We start from the raw sequence: 18854 nt of genomic DNA on the forward strand, positions 1-18854 counted from the left end.
ATGCTGGTCTACCGGGCCGAGGGCGAGGCGGTGGCCAACGGGCAGGACCTGCAGCGCCACCCGCTGTGCCGCCAGGCACTCGCACCGCGCGGCCCCGGGGTGCGGCGCAGCCGCTCGCCCCGGTCGAGCCGGCCGCCCGGCCCGGGCCCGGCCGCGGCGGTGGCCGCCCTGGCCCGGGCCACCACCGCCAACGCGACCACCACGGCGGCCAGTTCCTCGTCGGTCGGCCGGCCGCGCGCCACCCGCAGACCGAGGGCCTCCTCCCGCCCCGTCACAGCGGGATGTTCCCGTGCTTGCGGGGCAGCCGGGTCTTGCGCTTGTCCCGGAGCAGCCGCAGCGCGCCGCCCACCTGGGCCCGGGTCTCGTGCGGCAGGATCACCGCGTCCACATAGCCGCGTTCCGCCGCGACGTACGGATTGCAGAGCGTGCGCTCGTACTCCGCCCGCAGCCGCTCGCGCTCCGCCACCGGGTCGTCGGCCTGCTGCAGGGCACGCCGGTGCAGCACGCTGACCGCGCTGTCCCCGCCCATGACGGCGATCTCGGCCGTCGGCCAGGCGAGGTTGACGTCGATGCCCAGGTGCTTGGAGCCCATCACGCCGTAACCGCCGCCGTACGCCTTGCGGGTGATCACGGTGACCATCGGGACGGTGGCCTCCGCGTAGGCGTAGATCATCTTCGCGCCGCGCCGGATGATGCCGCCCTGCTCCTGGTCGAGGCCGGGCATGAACCCGGGCACGTCCACGAAGGTCAGCACGGGCACGTGGAAGGCGTCGCACATCCGGATGAACCGGGCCGCCTTCTCGCTGGCGTCGATGTCGATCACCCCGGCCAGGTGCATCGGCTGGTTGGCGACCACGCCGACGCTGCGCCCGTCCACCCGGCCGAAGCCGCAGATCATGTTCCGGGCGAACAGCGGCTGCACCTCCAGCAGTTCACCGTCGTCCAGGACGCTGTTGACCACCCGCAGCATGTCGTACGGCCGGTTGCGGTCGTCGGGGATCAGGACGTCCAGCGCGAGGTCGACCTCGGTCACCTCGGCCGACGCGTCGCTGGGGTAGACCGGCGGGTCCTCCATGTTGTTGGAGGGCAGGTAGCCGAGCAGCAGCCGGACGTACTCGAACGCGTCCTTCTCGTCGGCCGCCAGGTAGTGCGCGTTGCCGGAGACGGCGTTGTGGCTGTACGCGCCGCCCAGCTCCTCCCGGTCCACGTCCTGGCCGGTGACGGTGCGCAGCACGTCCGGGCCGGTGACGAACATGTGCGAGATGCCGTCGACCATGACCACGAAGTCGGTGATCGCCGGGGCGTAGACCGCACCGCCGGCGCACGGTCCGGTCATCAGCGAGATCTGCGGGACCACGCCCGAGGCCTCGACGTGCCGTTTGACCAGCTCGGCGTAGAGGGCGAGCGAGACCACGCCCTCCTGGATCCGGGCGCCGCCGGAGTCGTTGATCCCGATGATCGGGGTGCCGGTGCGGGTGGCGAAGTCCATCACCTTGATGATCTTCTCGCCGTACACCTCGCCCAGGCTGCCGCCGAAGACGGTGAAGTCCTGGGCGAACAGGCAGACCTGGCGCCCGTCGACGGTGCCGTAGCCGGTCACCACGCCGTCCCCGAGCGGCCGCTGCTGCTCCATCCCGAGGTTGTGGCAGCGGTGCCTGGCCAGTGCGTCGAACTCGACGAAGGAGCCCGGGTCGAGCAGCTCGTCGATCCGCTCACGGGCCGTCAGCTTGCCCTTCTCGTGCTGCCGCCGGACGGCTTCCGGGTCCACCGGTGCCAGCGCCTCGGCCCGGCGCCGGGTCAGCTCCGCGAGCCGCTCGGCCGTCGTACCCGCTCCGTGTCCGGACATGGTCGCTCCCTCGCTCACGTTCGTTCCGGTCATGGCAGCATCACCACCTGGGCGGCGTACGCCAGCCCGGCGCCGAAGCCGACCAGCAGTGCCGGGCCGCCGCCGGGCAGCTCCCCCCGGGACAGCAGGTCGTCCAGGGCGAGCGGGACGGACGCCGCCGAGGTGTTGCCCGCGCGGACGATGTCCCGTGCCACCACGGTGTGTTCGGACAGGCCGAGCTTCTGCGCGGCGGTGTCCACGATCCTGACGTTGGCCTGGTGCGGGACGAAGGCGGCCAGGTCGGCCGCCGTGATCCCGGCCCCGGCCAGGGCGAGCCGCCCGATCTCCGGCACCTTCTGGATCGCCCAGCGGAACACCTGCGGTCCGTCCATCCGCAGCGTCGGCCAGGGGTCGGGGTGCTCGCGCGCCTCCAGCCAGGACCGGTCCCGGGCGATCAGCTCGTGCCGGTCGCCCTCGGTCCCCCAGACCACCGGGCCGACCCCGGGGGTCGGGGACGGCCCGAGCACCACGGCGCCCGCTCCGTCGCCGAAGATGAACGCGGTCTCCCGGTCGTACGGGTCGACGATGTCGCTCATCCGCTCGGTGCCGACCACCACGACGTGGCGCGCCGAACCGGCCCGGATCAGCGAGTCGGCCAGGCCCAGCGCGTAGCAGAACCCCGCACAGGCGGCCCCGATGTCGGTGGCCGCCGCGCTGCCCGCGCCCATCGCGTGCGCGATCGCGGGTGCCGCCGCGGACCCCCGGTCGAGGTAGGACATCGAGGCCACCAGCACCAGGTCGACCTGGGCCGGAGCCACTCCCGCCTGCGCCAGCGCCTTCAGCCCGGCCTCGACGGCCATCGCGACCACGGTCTCCCCGGGCCCGGCGAAGTGGCGGGTGACGATGCCCGAGCGCTTGCGGATCCACGCGTCGTCGGAGTCGATCCGTTGGCAGATCTCGTCGTTGTCGACGATCCGGGCCGGCCGGTAGGCGCCGACGCCGAGGATCCGGGAGCCCACCGGGCCCACGGGTACGGTCAGTTGGCCGGCCACTGGTCCTCCTGTCCGGCGACGGCCGCCTGCGCCAGCTCGCCGTCCGTGTACCGCGACCGGCACAGCCGCCGCTGCACCTTGCCGCTCGACGTCCGTGACAGCGCGCCGCGCCGGACCACCAGGATCTCGTCCGCCTCCAGCCGCTGGTTCTCCCAGACCGCGTCCCGCACCCGCTTGCGCAGCTCCCGTACGCCCGGTGACTTCAGCACCCGGCCGTCGGCCTCCACCAGCACCACCAGCCGCTCGGCCTGGTCGCCGGGGACGGAGAACGCCACCGAGCAGTTGGGGTGCAGCCCGGGCACCGCGCTCTCCGCCGACAGCTCGATGTCCTGCGGGTAGTAGTTCCGGCCCTGACGGATGATCACGTCCTTGAGCCGGCCGGTGACGTACAGCTCGCCGTCGCGCAGGAAGCCCAGGTCGCCGGTCCGCAGATAGGTCCCGGCCGGCTCGCCCTCGATCCGGGCCCGGAAGGTCTGCTCGCTCTCCTCGGCCCGGCCCCGGTAGCCGGCCCCGACGCAGGGACCGTCCACCCAGATCTCGCCGACCCGGTCGTCCGCGCAGGCCAGCCGGGTGGCCGGATCGACGATCCGGACCACGGTGCCGGGCACCGGCACCCCGCTGCTCACCAGCGGCACTTCCTCCCCGGCCGCCTCGCCGAGCGACTCGGCCCGGCCCTCGTGCAGGCCGCGGGCCGAGAGCAGCAGCACCCCGGGCTCGCGGTCCCCCGGGCTGCCGGTGACCTTGAGGGTGTTCTCCGCCAGCCCGTACCCCGGGCACATGGCCCGGGCCGCGAAGCCGATCGGGGCGAAGGCCTCGGTGAACGCCTGCACCGTCTGCCAGCGCACCGGCTCGGCGCCGTTCGCCGCGACCCGCCAGCTGGAGAGGTCCAACTCCGTTCCGACGCCGCCCTCCTGGGCCGCCCGGACGCACAGCTCGTACGCGAAACTGGGCGCCGCCGCGTGGGTGCCGCGGAACCGGGAGACCGCCTCCAGCCAGCGGGCCGGGCGGCGGATGAACGCCTCCGGCTCCATCATGTAGGACGGCACCCCCGCCCAGAGCGGCAGCACCACGCCGAAGAGCAGCCCCATGTCGTGGAAGAGCGGCAGCCAGGAGATCACCCGGGCGTCGTCCCCGCACGGCCAGAGCTCGTCCGTCTCGGCGGCGTTGGCGGCGAAGTTGGCGTGCGTGATCACCACGCCCTTGGGGTCCCCGGTGGAACCGGAGGTGTACTGCAGCAGGGCCGTCCCCCCGGGCGGCGGGCTGACGTACCGCCAGTCGTCCGCCGGGCCCTCCGGGAGCGACTCGGTGTCCACCAGGGTCAGCCCCGCCAGCTCGGGCGCGTCGGCGAAGCTCCGCTCCAGCTCGCGCTTGACCTCGGTGGTGGTGAGCACCGTGGTGGTGCCCGCGTCGTCGGCGACCCGGCGCAGCCGCGCCAGCCCCTGCCAGCGGCGCGGCACCTGGACCGGCGCGCCGGCCACGCCCGCGTACATGCAGCCGAGCAGGCTCCGGACGAACTCCAGGCCGGACGGGTAGAGCAGCACCACGTTCTGCCCGGCCGCCCCGGCCGCCGTCAGGTGCGCCGCCCGGACCCGGGCGGCATGGTCCAGCTGACGGTAGGTCAGGCTGCCGTCCGGCTCCTCGCCGTTGCGCAGGTAGACGTAGGCCGACTGGTCGGGCTGCAGCCTGCTGCGCAGCCGCAGGGCGTCGGGGATGCTGCGCACCTCACCGGCCCACTGTTCGGCGCCGATCGTGCTCATGTGTCGGAGCTCCTTCCGGAACGGCGGAACGCGGGGGTGCGGGAGAAGATCGCCAGCAGCATTTCGGCATTGGTCGCGACCCCTTGCAGTTCCGTCGGATCGTGGTCGCGAATTCTCTCGGCGACCTCACGCACGGATTTACCTGACATCACATACTCGGCCACAGGATCCATTCGCCCTCCCCGGAGAATGCAGTCAGGACCGACCATAGGCCGCCCGGCACACCGCCCCTCAAATGCCGGGTCACGGCCCGGTAATCGGCCGATTCGGCGCGCGAATTACCGCGCGTGGGGCGCCGGGGAACACGACGGCGCCGGCCCCGGGTGTCTTCCACCCGGGGCCGGCGCCCCCCTCCGACGGCCGGTCAGGCGGTCGGGACCGGCCGGTCCACGGCCATGGTCCACTTGCCGTTCACGTCCCGGAACAGCACGTCGGTGCAGGTGCCCTTCACCGTGTGGACGCCCTCGGGGCCGGGGATGTCCAGGGTGTAGTCCACGATCAGCAGCGAGGTGTCGCCCGTGGTGTAGGTCTGCTTGACCTGAGAGACGATCTTCGGCCCGGTGGCCAGGAACTCCTTGAAGAAGCCGGTCCGCTCCGCCCCGGTGAGCGGCACGCCGGACATGTTGGAGATCGCGTCCGGCGCGTACATCGAGTCGAACGCGGCCCCGTCGCCCTCGTTGAAGACCCGGATGAACAGCGCGTTCTGCAGGTCGGGGTCGTCCGGGATCGCGAAGTCGTAGGTGTCGGTCATGGTGCTACTCCTGTTCTGTCGGTGCTGGGTCAGAGAAGCTGGGTGTCGGGGTCGAGGCCGAGCAGGACCCGCCCGTACACCTCGAGGTTCGGGTTCAGCAGGATCCAGCCGTGCAGCGCGAGCCCCTGGATGTCCCGGTGGAAGCGCTGGAGCGGCACTGCGCGCTGGATGACCGTGGCGCCACTGGCGCCATAGAGCAACTCAACTGCCTCCTTGGCCAGTTGGGCTGCGTACGCGCTGTGCGCCCGCACCCGCGCCCGCTCCTCCAGCGTCGGTTCGGTCCCGGCGTCGGCGTGGCCCTGCAGTACCGTGTACAGGCCTTCGGCCAGCGCCTCGGCTGCGGCGATCTTGCTCGCGGCAGTGGCGATCTGAATCTGCGTCAGCGGGTGCTGGGCCTGGTCGGTGTACGAGGTGTAGCTGATGCCCCGTCCGGGCAGCCGCTCCAGGAAGAGCTCCAGCGCCCCCTGGGCGATACCGAGGAACGTGCCCACCGCCTGGGAGAAGAGGAACCCGTACAGGCCGTACGCCCGGCCGGTGCCGGCCTCCGCGACAGCGGGCACCTCGGCACCGGCCACGTCGGCGGGGGGCTCGTCGAAGGTGACCACCCGGTGCGCGGGCACGAAGAGGTCCTGCACGGACGAGGACGAGCTGCCGGTGGCGGCGAGCGAGGAGGTGTGCCAGTCGTCGGCGATCGTGAACTCCGACATCGGCACCAGGGCAATGGCCTCGGTGAAGCTTCCGTCCGGCCGCTCCAGGAGCGCCATCGCCATGTTCCAGTCAGCGCCCCTGCAGCCGGAGTTGAACCGCCAGGTGCCGCTGAGCCGATAGCCCCCCTCGGTCGGCGTCAGCGCCCCGGACGGTGTGAAGCCGCCCGAGATCCGGACCGAGGGATCGGCGAAGAGCTCGCGCTGAAGCTCCTCCGGGTACAGGCCGGCCATCCACGCACTGGAAGCCCAGACCATGGCGACCCAACTGGTGGAGGCGCAGCCACGGGCGATCTCCGCCAGCACCTTCGCCTGGTCCGAGAGCGAGAGCTCGAGCCCTCCGAACACCTTGGGGGTCGCCATCCGGAAGACCCCGGCCTTTTCCAGCAGATCCATGTTCTCGTCCGGGATCCAACGCCGGTTCTCAGCCTCCAGGCCATTGTCCCGCAGCGCGGGAACAATGTCCCGCACGGCCTTCAGTACGGTCTTCGTCTCGATGCCTGTGGTTTCCATTCCGCCTCTTCGCCCGTCCCGGTGTCGCTGCCGAGTATTCCGAAAGTCCCGCTCGGATCATTCCCGTCCCCGGTAATGATGCGGTAACCTGCCGATCTCCTCCCGGTGGTTAGTCGGCGATGACCTGGCGGTGAGTCCGCACCGGCGTCCGCAACTTCCCTGCACCGGCACGGGCAGGGTACGCACTTATATGTAAGTACTTGTCCGCGCGCCGAATGCGGACTAGCTTCGACCCGACCGCGCCAAATCGAGGACCGCCAATCCCGTCCGAGGTCGTTCGACCGACCCGCGCGAATTATCGAACGTAAATGTTGCACATAAGGAGAAGGCTGCTATGGCGGAAGAAACCCGCACTCCCGTAACCGTCCTCGGCCTCGGTCTGATGGGCACCGCCCTGGCTGCCGCATTCGTCAAGGCCGGTCATCCGACGACCGTCTGGAACCGCTCCGCCGGAAAGGCCGACGCACTGGTCGCCCAGGGCGCCGTCGAGGCGACGAGCGTGGCCGACGCCGTGGCGGCGAGCCCGGTGGTGGTCGCCTGCGTGCTCGACTACGACGCGCTGCACGAGGTGATCGCCCCGGTCACCGGCGCGCTCGCGGGCCGGCTCCTGGTCAACCTCACCTCCGGCCTGCCGGAGGAGGCCCGCCAGGCCGCCGCCCAGGCCGCGGAGCTCGGCGTGGACTACCTGGACGGGACCGTGATGACCGTCCCGCCGATGGTCGGGCAGCCGCAGACGCTGCTGTTCTACGGCGGCTCGCAGACCGCGTTCGACGCGAACAAGGACCTGCTGGCCGCCCTCGGCGGCAACAGCGTCTTCCTCGGCGAGGACGCCGGCGTCGCCGCCCTGTACGACCTGGCCCTGCTGGGCATCCTCTGGTCGACGCTGACCAGTGCCCTGCACGGTTTCGCCCTGGTCGGCTCGGAGAAGATCCCGGCGGCGGCACTGCTGCCCTTCGCCGAGGCCTGGATCACCCACGTCGCACTGCCCAGCATCGCCGGCGCGGCCCAGCAGGTCGACGCGGGCGAGTTCGGCAACGCCATCTCCACCGTGGCGCTCAACCAGATCGGCCTCGCGAAGATGGTGAAGGCCAGCAAGGCCCAGGGGATCCGCCCCGACCTGATGCTGCCCATCCAGGGCCTGCTCGACCAGCGGGTCGCCGACGGCCACGGTGCCGACGGCCTGGCCAGCCTGATCGAGGTCATCCGCAAGCCGGAGGCCACCGCCTGACGCGGTGACGCCACCTGAACAGCAGTCAGGCCCGACGCGGACCCCGCCGCGTCGGGCCTGACCGCTGTTTCCAGTCCGAATTCCTGCACAATCGGAATCCGATCGTACGGTCGCCTCGAAAGTGCGCCACGGAGCCGGAATCAGGCCATCCGAGGCGTCCGAAAACCGATACCACAAGATCACCTGGGGGCCCAGGTGGTTACCAAAAAGTCAGTACTTACTTTAGGGTCTGTCAGGTGAGATCGTTCAGAGGGGGTGGACGAATCAACTGGCAGAGCGCCGCCGATCGCGCCGCCGATCGTCCCCGCACCGATGCACTCGAGCTAGGGGGAATCAGTGCAGTTCCGTGTTCTGGGTCCGCTGGAGATTTCCGATACGTTCGGCCCCATCGCGTTAGGGGGAATCAAGCAGCGGGCCACCCTCGGTTTCCTGTTGCTCCAACCCAACCGCGTGGTGCCCACCAGTCAACTGCTCAACGCCCTCTGGCCGATCGACGATGCCCCGGCCTCCGCCCGCAAGATCCTCCAGAACGCGGTCTGGGGGCTGCGACAGCTGCTGACGGCCGGACAGGGCAGGCAGGGCGCCGTGGCCCTGGTGACCCAGGCGCCCGGTTACCGGCTGCAGGTCGACCCGGAGGAGATCGACCTCTACCGCTACCAGCGGCAGGTGGAGGAGGGCCGGGCGAAGCTGGCGGCCGGTGACCCGGCGCAGGCGGCGCGGCTACTGCGGGAGGCGCTCGCACTGTGGCGGGGCACCGCGCTGGCCGACCTGGCGGAGGCCGGGGTCTGCTGGCCGGAACTGACCACCATTCAGAGCGCCCGGCTGGACGCCATGGAGGACTGCTTCGAGGCGGAACTGGCCTGCGGGAGGCACCACGAGGTGCTTCCGGAGCTGGAGGCGATGGCCACCACCGCAGCCCTGCGCGAGCGCTTCTACGGCCAGCTGGTGCTCGCGCTGTACCGCTGCGGCCGCCAGGCCGATGCGCTGAACGCCTACAGCCGGCTGCGGGCCGCACTGGTGGAGGAACTGGGGCTCGAACCGGGGCGCGAGCTCCAGTCCCTGCAACAGGCCATCCTCAACCAGGACCCGACACTGAATCTGGAGGCCGTCGGAGCAGCAACTTCATCCACCGAACTCCGGCGGGTCTCACCGGAACCACGGGTCGCGGCCCCGGCCGGCCGGTCCGCTCCCGACCCGGTCCGCAACCGGCCGTCGTTCGCTCCGGCACCCTCTTCGCCCCCGGCACCCCTGGGGAGCGCGGCGGAGGTACGGGCACTGACGGCGGAGCGAGAACAGGTCAGCGTGCTCATCATGCGCACCTGCCTCGATGCGGAGCTGCACCATGACGCCCCGTCGGATTTTGATGAAATTCTGGATGACATGTCCGGGATGATTCGGGAGCACGTCCAGCACCACGGCGGCGTCGTGGCAGCCTCGATCGGCTCCGTCACGCTGGCCCTCTTCAAGGGCCGCCAGGGCGTCGGCCACGCGGAGGGCGCGGTGCTGGCCGCAACGGCGATTCGGGACGGCTTCTGCGCGGCGTCCGGACTGCTGGCCCACTCCTCCCCGGTCGGGCAGCAGCCCGTGTTCCATGCCGCGGTGGCCACCGGCGGGGCGCTGCTGCGCTACCACCCGGACGACCCGGAGGTGCCCGCCTCGATCACCGGGAGCCTGCTCGACCGCTGTCACCAGCTGCTCGACCTCACCAGCGACGGCGAGTTGTGGGCCTGCGACGCCACCCACCGGGCGACCGGCGCCCTGGTCGCCTACGACGACACCGCGGCCTTCGACGACGGGGAGGCCACCGGCTGGCTGATCAAGGGCGCCCGGCGCGGGCCGCGCGGCTACGACGGCCTGCCCACGGTCGAGCGCGAGCTCGAACTCGACCTGCTGCGCGGTGTACTGGACCGGACCAGGCACCGCTCGACCCCGCACCTGGTGACCGTCCTCGGCGACCGCGGCATCGGCAAGACGAAGTTCCTGACCGAGTTCGAGCGGATGGTCGCGGAGCAGCCGCACCCCGCCCAGATCCTGGTCAGCCACGCCCCGGCGGCCGGCGACGGCAGCCTGGTCGCCACCCAGGCCGAGACGCTCCGGTCGTACTGCCGGATCACCCCGGCCGACTCACCTGGGACGGCGCGGGCCAAGCTGGTCGAGGTGCTCGACCGGCTGGTCGGCCCGGCGGAGTCGGAGTGGCTGCTGCCCGGCCTGACCTCCCTGCTCGACCCGGCCTTCGCCGGGCCGTTCGGCGGGGCGGGGCAGACCGGTGACGCGCCGAACGCCTCGGAGGCGTGGTGCCGGCTCATCACCGAGATCGCCATCACCGGACCGCTCATCGTGATGATCGACGACCTGCACCGCGCCGACGAGACCCTGCTGGACCTGGTCGACCGCTTCGCCGAGCTCTCGGGTCCGATCCCGCTGCTCGTGGTGGCGGCGGCCGGCCCCGAGCTGCTCGGGCGGCGACCCGGCTGGGGCGGCGGCCGCCGGCACGCCACCACGATCACCCTGGAGCCCCTCTCCGACACCGCCATCGACCACCTGCTGGACCTGGTCCTGCCCAGCTCCCACACCCACCCGCGGAACTCGGCCAACTGGTTCCGCAAGGCCGTCCGCGCCCACTCCGGCGCCACCCGCGACGACCAGCGCCGCCACGCCCGCACCCTGCTGCGGGTGGGCGCCGCCCTGGAGCCCGCCCCGCCCTGGCCGCTGCTGGTACCGCGCGCCAGCTGACCCCGTGCCGGTGCACAGCCGAGGCCGGGTGGTCGGACCGGACGTCCCGCTCGACCACCGGCCCGGCTGCCGGGCGCCGGGGCGACGACACCGATGTAGACCGATCGCCGGAGCGCCCGTATGGTGGGGCCCGGTTCTCTCCGTGCGGCTCCGTCCGCGTGGAGCACCGCGTGACTCCGGGGCCGACGATGCCCCCGTGTCCGACCCACGGCAGCATGCCGCGGGTGTCGGCAGTCGGCGCGGCCCGGGTCGGAGGTGGCGTCCCCCTCCCCAGTGATTGGATGCGGTGTGTACGACAGGAGGAACGGATCGTCGGGTCCCTCCGAGCAGACCGTGCATCTCCTCTCCACGGCGGGCCGGGCGGTGGAGACGCTGCTGGCCGAACGGTCGAGCGCACGCGGACTGAGCCCGCTGCACCGGTCGCTGCTGGAGACGCTGACGGACCTGGGGCCGCACGCCAGGACCGATCTCGCCGCACAGGTCGAGGCCCCGGAGGCCGACGCCCTGCGGGTGGTCGACGAGCTGGTGGCGCAGGAGCTGGCCCAGGTGATGGTCGTCCACATCGGCGGCCGGCACCAGGTGGTGGCACTCACCCCGGCCGGTACGGCGGCGCTCGGAGCGGTGCAGGACGACACCGCGTCGGTCCAGGACGAACTGCTGGCCTCGCTCACCAGGGGCGAGCGCACCCAGCTGCACTACCTGCTCCGGCGGGTCTGTGCGACGGCCGCGCGGGGCAGCCGGGTGCGCGCGCTGCCCTAGGGCCTGGTCAGAGATGGTCCTTCAGGTAGTCGGCGAGCTTGCGGGACCACTCGGCCAGCTCGTCCCGGCCGACCCGGCCCGCGTCGCCCAGTGCCTCGGCCTGCGGGTCGGACAGCCGGGCGCCGCCCGGCTGCTCCAGCAGACCGGACAGCTCGCGCAGCAGGGTCACCATTCGTTCCGCATCGGTGTGGCTGAGCATCACGAGCGCATCGGTGTGGCTGATCGCCATCGAACCGGGCATCGCAGGCCTCCTCTCGGCGGGCCCCTCGTCCACCGTACGGCCGCTCCCCCGCCCCCCGCAGCTCTGCCCCGGCCGTGCCCGCCCGAGCCGGTGCGGGCAACCGCGCGGCCGGCCGGGTGACAGGACGTTTCTCCAAGCGGGGAGCGGGCGTTGGGCATGGCATGACGAAGACCTGGAAGTTCCTCATCGCCACCGTTGTCACCGTCGGAGTGGTCGGCCTGGTTGCTGCCGCCTACGCCCGGGAGTGACCTCAGAACAGCGCGTCCTGCTCGCCCGGGAGCACCTGGGTCGGGTCCTCGGGGCCCCGGCAGTTGCGGCCCAGGCCGAGGATGCGGGACTCCGGGTCGTGCAGCGGGCGGCCGCAGCGGCGGCAGCGCAGCAGGGCCGGCCGGGTCGGGGGCATCGGCGGGATCAGGGCGGGGTCGTCGGGCTGCACCGGGTCAGTCTGACGGAGTGTCGCCCCCGGGACCAGCAGGGGTGAGGGCCAGTACGGCGAGGTCGTCGGCGAGCGGACCGCAGCGGTCCCGGACGTCCTGGTCGAGGTGGGCGATCAGGCGGTCCGGGTCGGTGTCGCCGAGGGCGGCGGCCCGGTCGGCGACCGGGTAGAAGGCACCCGCCGGGTCACGGGCCTCGCTCAGGCCGTCGGTGAAGAGCAGCAGGGTGTGGCCGGGGCGGAGCGCGAAGGCGGTCGGTTCGACCGGCGGGCCCGCCGCCAGGGCGCCGAAGCCGAGCGGGAGCTGCTCGGGCGCGTCGACCGGGTGCACGCCGTCGGGGCCGGCCAGCAGCGGGGCGTGGTGACCCCGGTTCACCAGCAGGCACCGGCCGGTGGCGGGGTCGTGCTGGAGCAGGGTCGCGGTGGCGAAGAGCTCCAGGTCCTCCCGGTCGCCCGCCTCCCGCTGGAGCTGGCGGTCCAGCAGCTCGGCCAGTTCGGCCAGGCTCTCGGTCTCGTGCGCGACCGCCCGGAACGACCCGAGCAGGTCGGCCACGGTGCGGACGGCTTCGAGGCCCTTGCCCCGGACGTCGCCGAGCAGCACCCGGGTGCCGTGCCTGGTCTCGCAGATCGAGTAGAGGTCACCGCCGATCGGCACCTCGGCCTGGGCGGCCCGGTAGATCCCGGCGGTGCGCAGGCCGCCGCTGCGGGCCGGTACGGGGTGGAGCACGGTGCGCTGCAGGGCCTCCGCGATCGAGCGGACCCGGACCAGGTCGCGCTCCTGCCGGATCCGCTGCCAGGCGAGGGCCGCGCCGAGCACCCCGGCCAGCGCGGTGGCCAGGTACGTCCAGACGTGGTGCTGCTCGGTCAGGTGGCCGACCCGTTCGGCCATCAGGAGCTGGATGCCCACCGTGCCGGCCGCGCTCAGCGCGACCGCGCCGGGGCCGTAGCCGAAGGCGACCACGACCGGGAGCAGCACCAGCGGGAAGCCGGCCGCGATGTGGGCGGAGGCGAGGTACTCGGCGACCAGGTCGACGGCCACCAGTAACAGCGGCAGGGCCCGGACCCAGCCGGGGACCCGGACCTCGCCCGCCACCGCGAGTGCGGCGTCCTGCTGGTGGGACGTGGACAAAAGGGACCTCCCGGACCGGACCTCACCCCATCGTCACCCGGCGGTCCGGCCGGGGAAACCGGTCGAAAGCCCGTGGCCGCCGGGTCCAAAGCCCTGCCGGCCTGCCCCGGCGCGCGGATCAGGCCGTCCGGAGCGCGGAGCGCAGCGCGACCCGGAGGTGGCCGTCCGCCTCGGCGAGCAGGCGGGCGGCGGTCGGGCCGTCGACCTCGGCGAGGACGACCAGGATCGCGTTCTTCACCTCGCCGCCGGTGGCGGCCAGGGCCTCCTCGACGGTGGCGTCGTCGGCGCCGGTGGCCAGCGCGACGATCCGGCGGCAGCGGGCCCGCAGCTTCTCGTTGGAGGCGCGGACGTCGACCATCAGGTTCCCGTAGGTCTTGCCGAGCCGGATCATGGTGACGGTGGAGAGCAGGTTGAGCACCAGCTTCTGTGCCGTCCCCGCCTTCAACCGGGTCGACCCGGTGAGCAGTTCGGGGCCGACCTGGACCTCGACCGGGTGCTCGGCGGCGGCGCCGAGCGCGGAGCCCTCGTTGCAGGACAGGCCGATGGTCAGCGCACCCAAGCCCCTGGCGTACCCGACCGCGCCGATCGCGTACGGCGTCCGGCCGGAGGCGGAGATGCCCACCACCACGTCGGCGGCGGTCAGGCCGAGGGCGGCCAGGTCCTGCTCGGCCAGTTCGGCACTGTCCTCGGCGCCCTCGACCGCGGCGACCATGGCGGCCGGGCCGCCCGCGATCAGGCCGACCACCTGGCCGGGCGCGGTGTTGAAGGTGGGCGGGCACTCACTGGCGTCCAGGACACCCATCCGGCCGGCCGTCCCCGCCCCGGCGTAGACCAACCGGCCACCCCGGGCCATCCGTTCGGCGGTGGCGTCGATCGCGGCGGCGATCTCCGGCAGCCGCCGGGCCACCGCCTCGGCCACGGTGCGGTCCTCGCCGTTCATCAGGGTGGCGATCTCCAGCGTCGACAGCCGGTCGATCCCGGCCAGTTCGGGACGGAACGCCTCGGTGGCCAGCGTCTCCAACTGGGCCCGGAGTTCGGCGTACTGGGCACTCATCGGGTGGGTCCCTTCATCTGGTGGCGCAGCCCGGGCCCGGGGCACCTGACGGCCCGTTCAGCAGGTGACCGGGAGGGTCTGGTAGCCGCGCAGGACCAGCCGGCTGCGGCGGACCGGCGGCCCGGCCGGGGCGAGCCGGGGGAACCGGGCGAGCAGCGCGGGGAGGGCCACGGCGGCCTCCTGGCGGGCGAGTTGGGCACCTAGGCAGAAGTGCGGGCCGCCACCGAAGCTGAGCGGCTGGCTGTCGGTGCGGCGGGGGTCGAACCGGTCGGGCTCGGCGTAGCGGGCCGGGTCGCGGTTGGCCGCGCCGAGCAGCAGGTACAGGCCGGTGCCGTACGGGGTCGGGACGCCGCCGACCGCGAGCTCGTCGCTGAGCGATATCCGCGAGGTCAGCTGGACGGGCGAGTCGTAGCGGAGCACCTCGTCGACCAGCCCGGCCGGGGCGAGCCGGCCCTCCCGCAGGGCGGCCAGCTCGGCGGGGTGGTCGAAGAGCAGGGCGAGGCCGTTGCCGAGCAGGTTGGTGGTGGTCTCGAAGCCGGCCACCAGCAGCAGCACCAGGTTGGCCAGCAGCTCCCGCCCGGACAGCCGGCCGTGGTCCGCGGCGGCGGTCTGCACCAGCGCACTGACCAAGTCGTCGGTCGGCTCGGCCTGCCGTCGGGCCGCCAGCTCGGTGAAGTAGTCCGACAGTTCGTCGGCCGCCGCGTCGGCGGCGGCCAGCTCGGGGTCGGACGGGAGCAGCTCCAGCGCCGCCGTCAGGTCGGCGGCCAGCGGCCGGAACCGGGCCCGGTCCTGCTCCGGGACGCCGAGCAGCTCGCAGATCACCCCGACCGGCAGCCGGTGGGCGAAGGCGTCCATGAAGTCGACCGGGCCGCCGTCGGCACCGGCCTCGGCCAGCTCGTCCAGCAGCCGGTCGACCGCCGCGACCACGGCGGGCTCCAGCGCGGCCACCCGGCGGGCGGTGAAGACCGAGGCGATCAGCGAGCGCATCCGGCCGTGGTCGGGGGCGTTGGTCTCCAGGATCGAGCTGCCCAGCAGGGTCTTGGAGCTGTGCTCCAGGTAGCCCTCCTCCCAGCGCTCGCGCAGGGCGGCGTCCGGCACGTGGAAGGCGGTGGAGCGGAGCACCTGGTTGACCTCGCGGTGGCCGACCGCGAGCACCATGTTCGGCCCCGCGGCACTGACCGGGCCGAGCTCGTGCGCCGCGGCGTAGAGGGGGTACGGGTCGGCCCGGCCCTCCTCGCTGAGCAGCCGTCCGATGATCTCCTCGCCGTCCATACCAGCCCCTCCCGTCGGCCCTGCCTCCCTCAACCGCTCCGCGCGCCGCCGAGTTCCCGGTGAACGGACGGACAGGCCATAAGCTGGCCGGATGGAGATCTGGATCAACCCGCGATGCGGGAAGTGCCGTAGCGCGCTCGGCGAGCTGGAGGCGGCCAAGGCCCGGTACACCGTCCGGCGCTACCTGGAGGACCCGCCGAGCGTGGCCGAGCTGGAGCAGGTGCTGGTCCGGCTCGGGCTGGAGCCGTGGGACATCACCCGGACGGACGAGGCGGTGGCCAAGGAGCTGGGCATGAAGCAGTGGAGCCGGACCGAGGCCGACCGGGACCGCTGGATCGCGGCGATGGCCGAGCACCCCATCCTGATCCAGCGGCCGATCATCACGGCCGACGACGGCCACGCCCTGGTCGCCCGGACGCCGGAGGCGGTGCGCTCCGTCCTCCCCGGCTGACCCCGGGTCAGCTGCGGCGTACCGTCCGGACGTCCTCGCCCGGCCGCCAGGAGCGGATCCGCAGCTCGTCGCCGTCCACCTCGGTGAGCACCACCTCGGTCGGCTCCAGCCGGAAGGCGTGGAACGGGCCGGGCTGCGGCGAGGGCAGCTCGGCCAGGTAGGCACTCAGCTCGACCTCGTCGGTGAGCTCGCGGGCCAGGCCGGCGATCTTGGCGTCGCCGCCGGCCATGGCCGGGTCGGACGGGTTGCTGTGCAGCGCGAACCGGCCGTCCCGGCGCAGGTCGAGCGCCTTCAGCGCGCCGTACATCGAGCCGACGGTGAGGTCCGCCCCGATGAACTGCACCTCGGTGCCGCTCACCCGGGGCGCCCCGTCCTTGCGCAGCGTGGCCAGCACGTGGTGCCGGTTCGCCTCGAACCGGGCCCGTACGGCGGGCGCCAGGTCCGGGGCCTCGCGTTCGAAATCCTGCCAGGTCGTCATGGGGCCAGTCTTCCAGCGGGCGCTGACAGTCGCGCCTGCAACACTGGCCCCATGACCGGGACCACCACGTACATCGCGTTCCTGCGGGCCGTCAACGTCGGCGGGCGGACGGTGAAGATGGAGCGACTGCGCGAGCTCTTCACCGAGCTCGGTCTGGCCGACGTGCGCACCTACATCCAGACCGGCAACGTCTTCTTCACCGCCCCCGCCGGTGCCGACCGGGCCGCCCTCGCCGCCCGGATCGAGCAGCACCTGGAGCAGGCCCTCGGCTACGCCGTCCCGGTGATGCTGCGCACCGTCGACGAGGTGGCCGAGCTGGTCGACTCCGATCCGTTCGCCGGGGTCGAGGTGACGCCCGAGGTCCGGCTCTGCGTGCTCTTCCTGTCCGAGCCGCTGCCGGCCGGTCTGGAGTTCCCGGTCCGCTCCCCCAAGGACGACTGGGAGATCCTCTCCGCCACCCCCGGCGCCGCCTTCACCGTGCTGTACCTGCGCGGCGGCCGGATGTCCACCAACCCGGCCACCGCCTTCCCCAAGTCCTACCGGGGCCAGGCCACTTCGCGCTTCTTCCACACCACCGTCAAGATCCTCGCCGCAGCCCGCAAGGGGTGAGCCCCGGCTGGAGCGGCCCTAGTGCGGGAACATCCGCGGCGGCCGCTGCTGCGGCAGGGAGTCGCGGAACTCCTCGATCACGGTGCTGATCTGACGCATCAGCTGGGTCCGCTCGATCCGGTCCAGGTAGAGGTTGCGCGCGGCCAGCGCCTCCACCGTGACCGAGAAGTACAGCGTCATCAGCGGGTTCACGAAGAGCGGGGCGCCCTTGGTGCGGTCGGTGAACCTGACGTCGCCGAACTCGCCGCGCAGGGCGGCCGCCACCGAGCCGTGCACGATGCTGGGGTGTTCGGGGAAGGCGGCCCTGGCGTGCTCGACGGCGTCCAGGTAGAGCGTGCCCTCCCGGCTGTCGCGGGGCAGCGAGAAGGCGCCGAGGTAGCCGCCCTCGCGCTCCAGCGCGGCCAGGTTCTCCAGCACCAGCGAGTGGTTGACGCCGTGGAAGGCGTCGACGCCGAAGCCCAGGCAGCTGACCAGCCGGACGGGTATCTCCGGCATCCCGGCCACCGCCGCCAGGCTGGCCATGTCCTCCTCGGGCGTGCCGAGGCCGGCCTCGTCGCCGCGCATCAGGATGTCGGTGCCGCCGTCCACCAGCACGATGGCGTCGATGCCGAGGCGGGCGCAGAGCGCCCGGTACGCGGACCGGAGCGGCTTGACGCCGACCGAGGCGAACGCCCAGACCGTGTCGGGCATGCCGTGCAGCGCCAGCCAGCGGGCCAGCGTCCGCTCGGGGAAGTACGGTTCGGCGGAGCGGGTGCCGGGGCGGATCTCCGCCACCTCGGGGTGCAGCCAGACCTTGCTGTCCAGGCCGTAGAGGTGACTGAACGACAGGTTGGCCAGGTGCACTTCACGCCCGGCCGCGCGCAGCGCGAGGGCCAGCGGCAGACCGGCGTACACGTCGAAGCCGCCGCCCGCCCCGGCGATCAGCACCTTGCGGGCAGGTCCGAGGCGGGTCAGCAGCGGTGGTTCGAAGAGCGGAGGCATCCGGGGACGCTATCAAGGATCACCGCTGCGGGCCCCAGAGTTCGTCGGTGCAGCGGGCGTAGGTGTCCCGCCAGTGCGGCCAGTGCCGGGCGGTGCTGTCGTCGCAGTCGGCCAGCAGCCGGTCGATCTGCACCGGGTCGACGCCCTCCAGCAGCCAGACCAGCGCGTCCGAGGTGCTCGGGCCGTCCGCCGCGCGGAGCAGGTCGAGCAGCTCGGGCAGGGTGCCGATCCGCGAGCCGGCCGGGAAGATCCCGTCCATCCGGGGCAGCAACTGCCGCTCCTCGATCCGCAGATGGGTCTCCAGCCGGGCCGCCAGCTCCTCCACCGCGTACGCCACCGACCAGGCGCTGGCCGGGTCCCTGGTGGCGATCCGGACCAGCGTGGTGACCCGGGTGAAGGAGTGGTCGAGGTTGTGGTGGTCGGACTCCAGCCAGTTGAGCAGCAGCCGGAGTTCGGGCGCGAAGCGGCGCAGCAGCGGCCAGAGCCTGGTGTCCTGCTGCTCGTGGTGGCAGGTGAGCATCGCGGTGACGAAGTCCCAGTGCCGCTGGATCGCCTCGGCGGTGGCGACGTCCTCGGGCTGGAGCAGGCGCAGGGCGTTGGGCAGCCGGGCCAGATCGCGGCGGAGCGCGGCGTGCACCAGAGCGAGCCCGGCGAACGGGACCGCCTCGACGGCAGGCTGCACCTGGCGCCCTTCGCCCGGCTGGGCGGGGACCTGGGGGGATTCGACGGGCAGCAGGTGGCTGGGCATGGCACTCTCTTCACGACTGGCTGAGACAGGGCCGTCGGGCGCCGCAGTCGCGGATGTCGTTGCACATGTCGGGCACGACGAAGGAGACGGTGGGCAGTTGGGCGTAGTCGGTGGGGAAGGTGCTGTAGCGGACGTT

General features: G+C 72.7%; 20 protein-coding genes. 5 read left to right on the plus strand and 15 right to left on the minus strand.

The annotated features are described in order from the left end of the window. Positions 1 to 8: 8 nt before the first annotated feature. The 7 genes from ABT118_RS32215 to ABT118_RS32245 form a co-directional block, all read right to left on the minus strand. On the minus strand, positions 9 to 275 hold the full coding sequence (locus ABT118_RS32215) for an acyl-CoA carboxylase epsilon subunit (RefSeq protein WP_350678124.1): 267 nt from the start codon (positions 273 to 275) through the stop codon (positions 9 to 11). Continuing rightward, a complete protein-coding gene (locus tag ABT118_RS32220; RefSeq protein WP_350678129.1) occupies positions 272 to 1846 on the minus strand; it encodes an acyl-CoA carboxylase subunit beta in 1575 nt (524 codons plus the stop codon). Before ABT118_RS32220 ends, ABT118_RS32215 begins: the two co-directional genes overlap by 4 nt. 29 nt (positions 1847 to 1875) lie before the next feature. Next, positions 1876 to 2877 carry a beta-ketoacyl-ACP synthase III gene (locus ABT118_RS32225; protein WP_350678136.1) on the minus strand — a complete coding sequence of 334 codons (1002 nt, stop codon included), beginning with the start codon at positions 2875 to 2877 and terminating at the stop codon, positions 1876 to 1878. Next, positions 2862 to 4634: a fatty acyl-AMP ligase gene (locus ABT118_RS32230; protein WP_350678140.1), complete on the minus strand. Its 1773-nt coding sequence runs from the start codon at positions 4632 to 4634 to the stop codon at positions 2862 to 2864. The genes ABT118_RS32225 and ABT118_RS32230 overlap by 16 nt, the downstream gene beginning before the upstream one ends. Then, entirely contained in the window at positions 4631 to 4807 is a 177-nt protein-coding gene (locus ABT118_RS32235; protein ID WP_350678144.1) for a hypothetical protein, read from the minus strand. The genes ABT118_RS32230 and ABT118_RS32235 overlap by 4 nt, the downstream gene beginning before the upstream one ends. A 191-nt stretch (positions 4808 to 4998) precedes the next feature. Continuing rightward, positions 4999 to 5385: a YybH family protein gene (locus tag ABT118_RS32240; protein WP_350678149.1), complete on the minus strand. Its 387-nt coding sequence runs from the start codon at positions 5383 to 5385 to the stop codon at positions 4999 to 5001. 29 nt (positions 5386 to 5414) lie between these two features. After that, positions 5415 to 6602 carry an acyl-CoA dehydrogenase family protein gene (locus ABT118_RS32245; protein WP_350678155.1) on the minus strand — a complete coding sequence of 396 codons (1188 nt, stop codon included), beginning with the start codon at positions 6600 to 6602 and terminating at the stop codon, positions 5415 to 5417. 334 nt (positions 6603 to 6936) lie between these two features. Between ABT118_RS32245 and ABT118_RS32250 the strand changes: the two genes are divergently transcribed. The 3 genes from ABT118_RS32250 to ABT118_RS32260 all read left to right on the plus strand — a co-directional run bounded on the left by ABT118_RS32250 (position 6937) and on the right by ABT118_RS32260 (position 11322). Next, positions 6937 to 7830, plus strand: a complete 894-nt coding sequence (locus tag ABT118_RS32250) for an NAD(P)-dependent oxidoreductase (protein ID WP_350678161.1) — start codon at positions 6937 to 6939, stop codon at positions 7828 to 7830. 453 nt (positions 7831 to 8283) lie between these two features. Continuing rightward, a complete protein-coding gene (locus tag ABT118_RS32255) occupies positions 8284 to 10563 on the plus strand; it encodes an ATP-binding protein (RefSeq protein WP_350678167.1) in 2280 nt (759 codons plus the stop codon). Positions 10564 to 10896: 333 nt separating this feature from the next. Further along, positions 10897 to 11322 carry a MarR family winged helix-turn-helix transcriptional regulator gene (locus tag ABT118_RS32260; RefSeq protein WP_350678172.1) on the plus strand — a complete coding sequence of 142 codons (426 nt, stop codon included), beginning with the start codon at positions 10897 to 10899 and terminating at the stop codon, positions 11320 to 11322. 7 nt (positions 11323 to 11329) lie between these two features. Here ABT118_RS32260 and ABT118_RS32265 read toward each other — a convergent pair whose 3' ends face one another. The 5 genes from ABT118_RS32265 to ABT118_RS32285 form a co-directional block, all read right to left on the minus strand. Continuing rightward, positions 11330 to 11563 carry a hypothetical protein gene (locus tag ABT118_RS32265; protein ID WP_350678176.1) on the minus strand — a complete coding sequence of 78 codons (234 nt, stop codon included), beginning with the start codon at positions 11561 to 11563 and terminating at the stop codon, positions 11330 to 11332. A gap of 250 nt (positions 11564 to 11813) precedes the next feature. Further along, positions 11814 to 11999, minus strand: a complete 186-nt coding sequence (locus ABT118_RS32270) for a DUF6011 domain-containing protein (RefSeq protein WP_350678180.1) — start codon at positions 11997 to 11999, stop codon at positions 11814 to 11816. A 4-nt stretch (positions 12000 to 12003) separates the two neighbouring features. Further along, positions 12004 to 13125: a PP2C family protein-serine/threonine phosphatase gene (locus ABT118_RS32275; RefSeq protein ID WP_350678186.1), complete on the minus strand. Its 1122-nt coding sequence runs from the start codon at positions 13123 to 13125 to the stop codon at positions 12004 to 12006. A 118-nt stretch (positions 13126 to 13243) separates the two neighbouring features. Continuing rightward, positions 13244 to 14179, minus strand: a complete 936-nt coding sequence (murQ, locus tag ABT118_RS32280; RefSeq protein WP_350678194.1) for an N-acetylmuramic acid 6-phosphate etherase — start codon at positions 14177 to 14179, stop codon at positions 13244 to 13246. Positions 14180 to 14236: 57 nt separating this feature from the next. Beyond that, the gene (locus tag ABT118_RS32285; RefSeq protein WP_350678198.1) at positions 14237 to 15451 is read right to left on the minus strand and encodes a cytochrome P450; all 1215 of its coding nucleotides are present in this window, start codon (positions 15449 to 15451) and stop codon (positions 14237 to 14239) included. Positions 15452 to 15542: 91 nt separating this feature from the next. Between ABT118_RS32285 and ABT118_RS32290 the strand changes: the two genes are divergently transcribed. Beyond that, the gene (locus tag ABT118_RS32290; RefSeq protein ID WP_350678203.1) at positions 15543 to 15902 is read left to right on the plus strand and encodes an arsenate reductase family protein; all 360 of its coding nucleotides are present in this window, start codon (positions 15543 to 15545) and stop codon (positions 15900 to 15902) included. A gap of 7 nt (positions 15903 to 15909) precedes the next feature. On the opposite strand, the gene ABT118_RS32295 is transcribed toward ABT118_RS32290, so the two are convergent. Next, entirely contained in the window at positions 15910 to 16380 is a 471-nt protein-coding gene (locus ABT118_RS32295) for a pyridoxamine 5'-phosphate oxidase family protein (protein WP_350678208.1), read from the minus strand. A gap of 51 nt (positions 16381 to 16431) precedes the next feature. On the opposite strand from ABT118_RS32295, the gene ABT118_RS32300 reads away from it, so the two are divergent. Further along, positions 16432 to 16989, plus strand: coding sequence for a DUF1697 domain-containing protein (locus ABT118_RS32300; protein ID WP_350678215.1), 558 nt, complete (start codon positions 16432 to 16434; stop codon positions 16987 to 16989). Between the two features lie 18 nt (positions 16990 to 17007). Here ABT118_RS32300 and ABT118_RS32305 read toward each other — a convergent pair whose 3' ends face one another. Together ABT118_RS32305 and ABT118_RS32310 are read right to left on the minus strand one after the other, a co-directional pair. Continuing rightward, positions 17008 to 17970: a DUF1152 domain-containing protein gene (locus tag ABT118_RS32305; RefSeq protein ID WP_350678220.1), complete on the minus strand. Its 963-nt coding sequence runs from the start codon at positions 17968 to 17970 to the stop codon at positions 17008 to 17010. 19 nt (positions 17971 to 17989) lie between these two features. Continuing rightward, the gene (locus ABT118_RS32310) at positions 17990 to 18718 is read right to left on the minus strand and encodes a hemerythrin domain-containing protein (RefSeq protein WP_350678225.1); all 729 of its coding nucleotides are present in this window, start codon (positions 18716 to 18718) and stop codon (positions 17990 to 17992) included. Between the last annotated feature and the right edge of the window lie 136 nt (positions 18719 to 18854).

Origin of the sequence: Kitasatospora sp. NPDC002040, assembly GCF_040296785.1 — a bacterium.
GTDB lineage: Bacteria > Actinomycetota > Actinomycetes > Streptomycetales > Streptomycetaceae > Kitasatospora.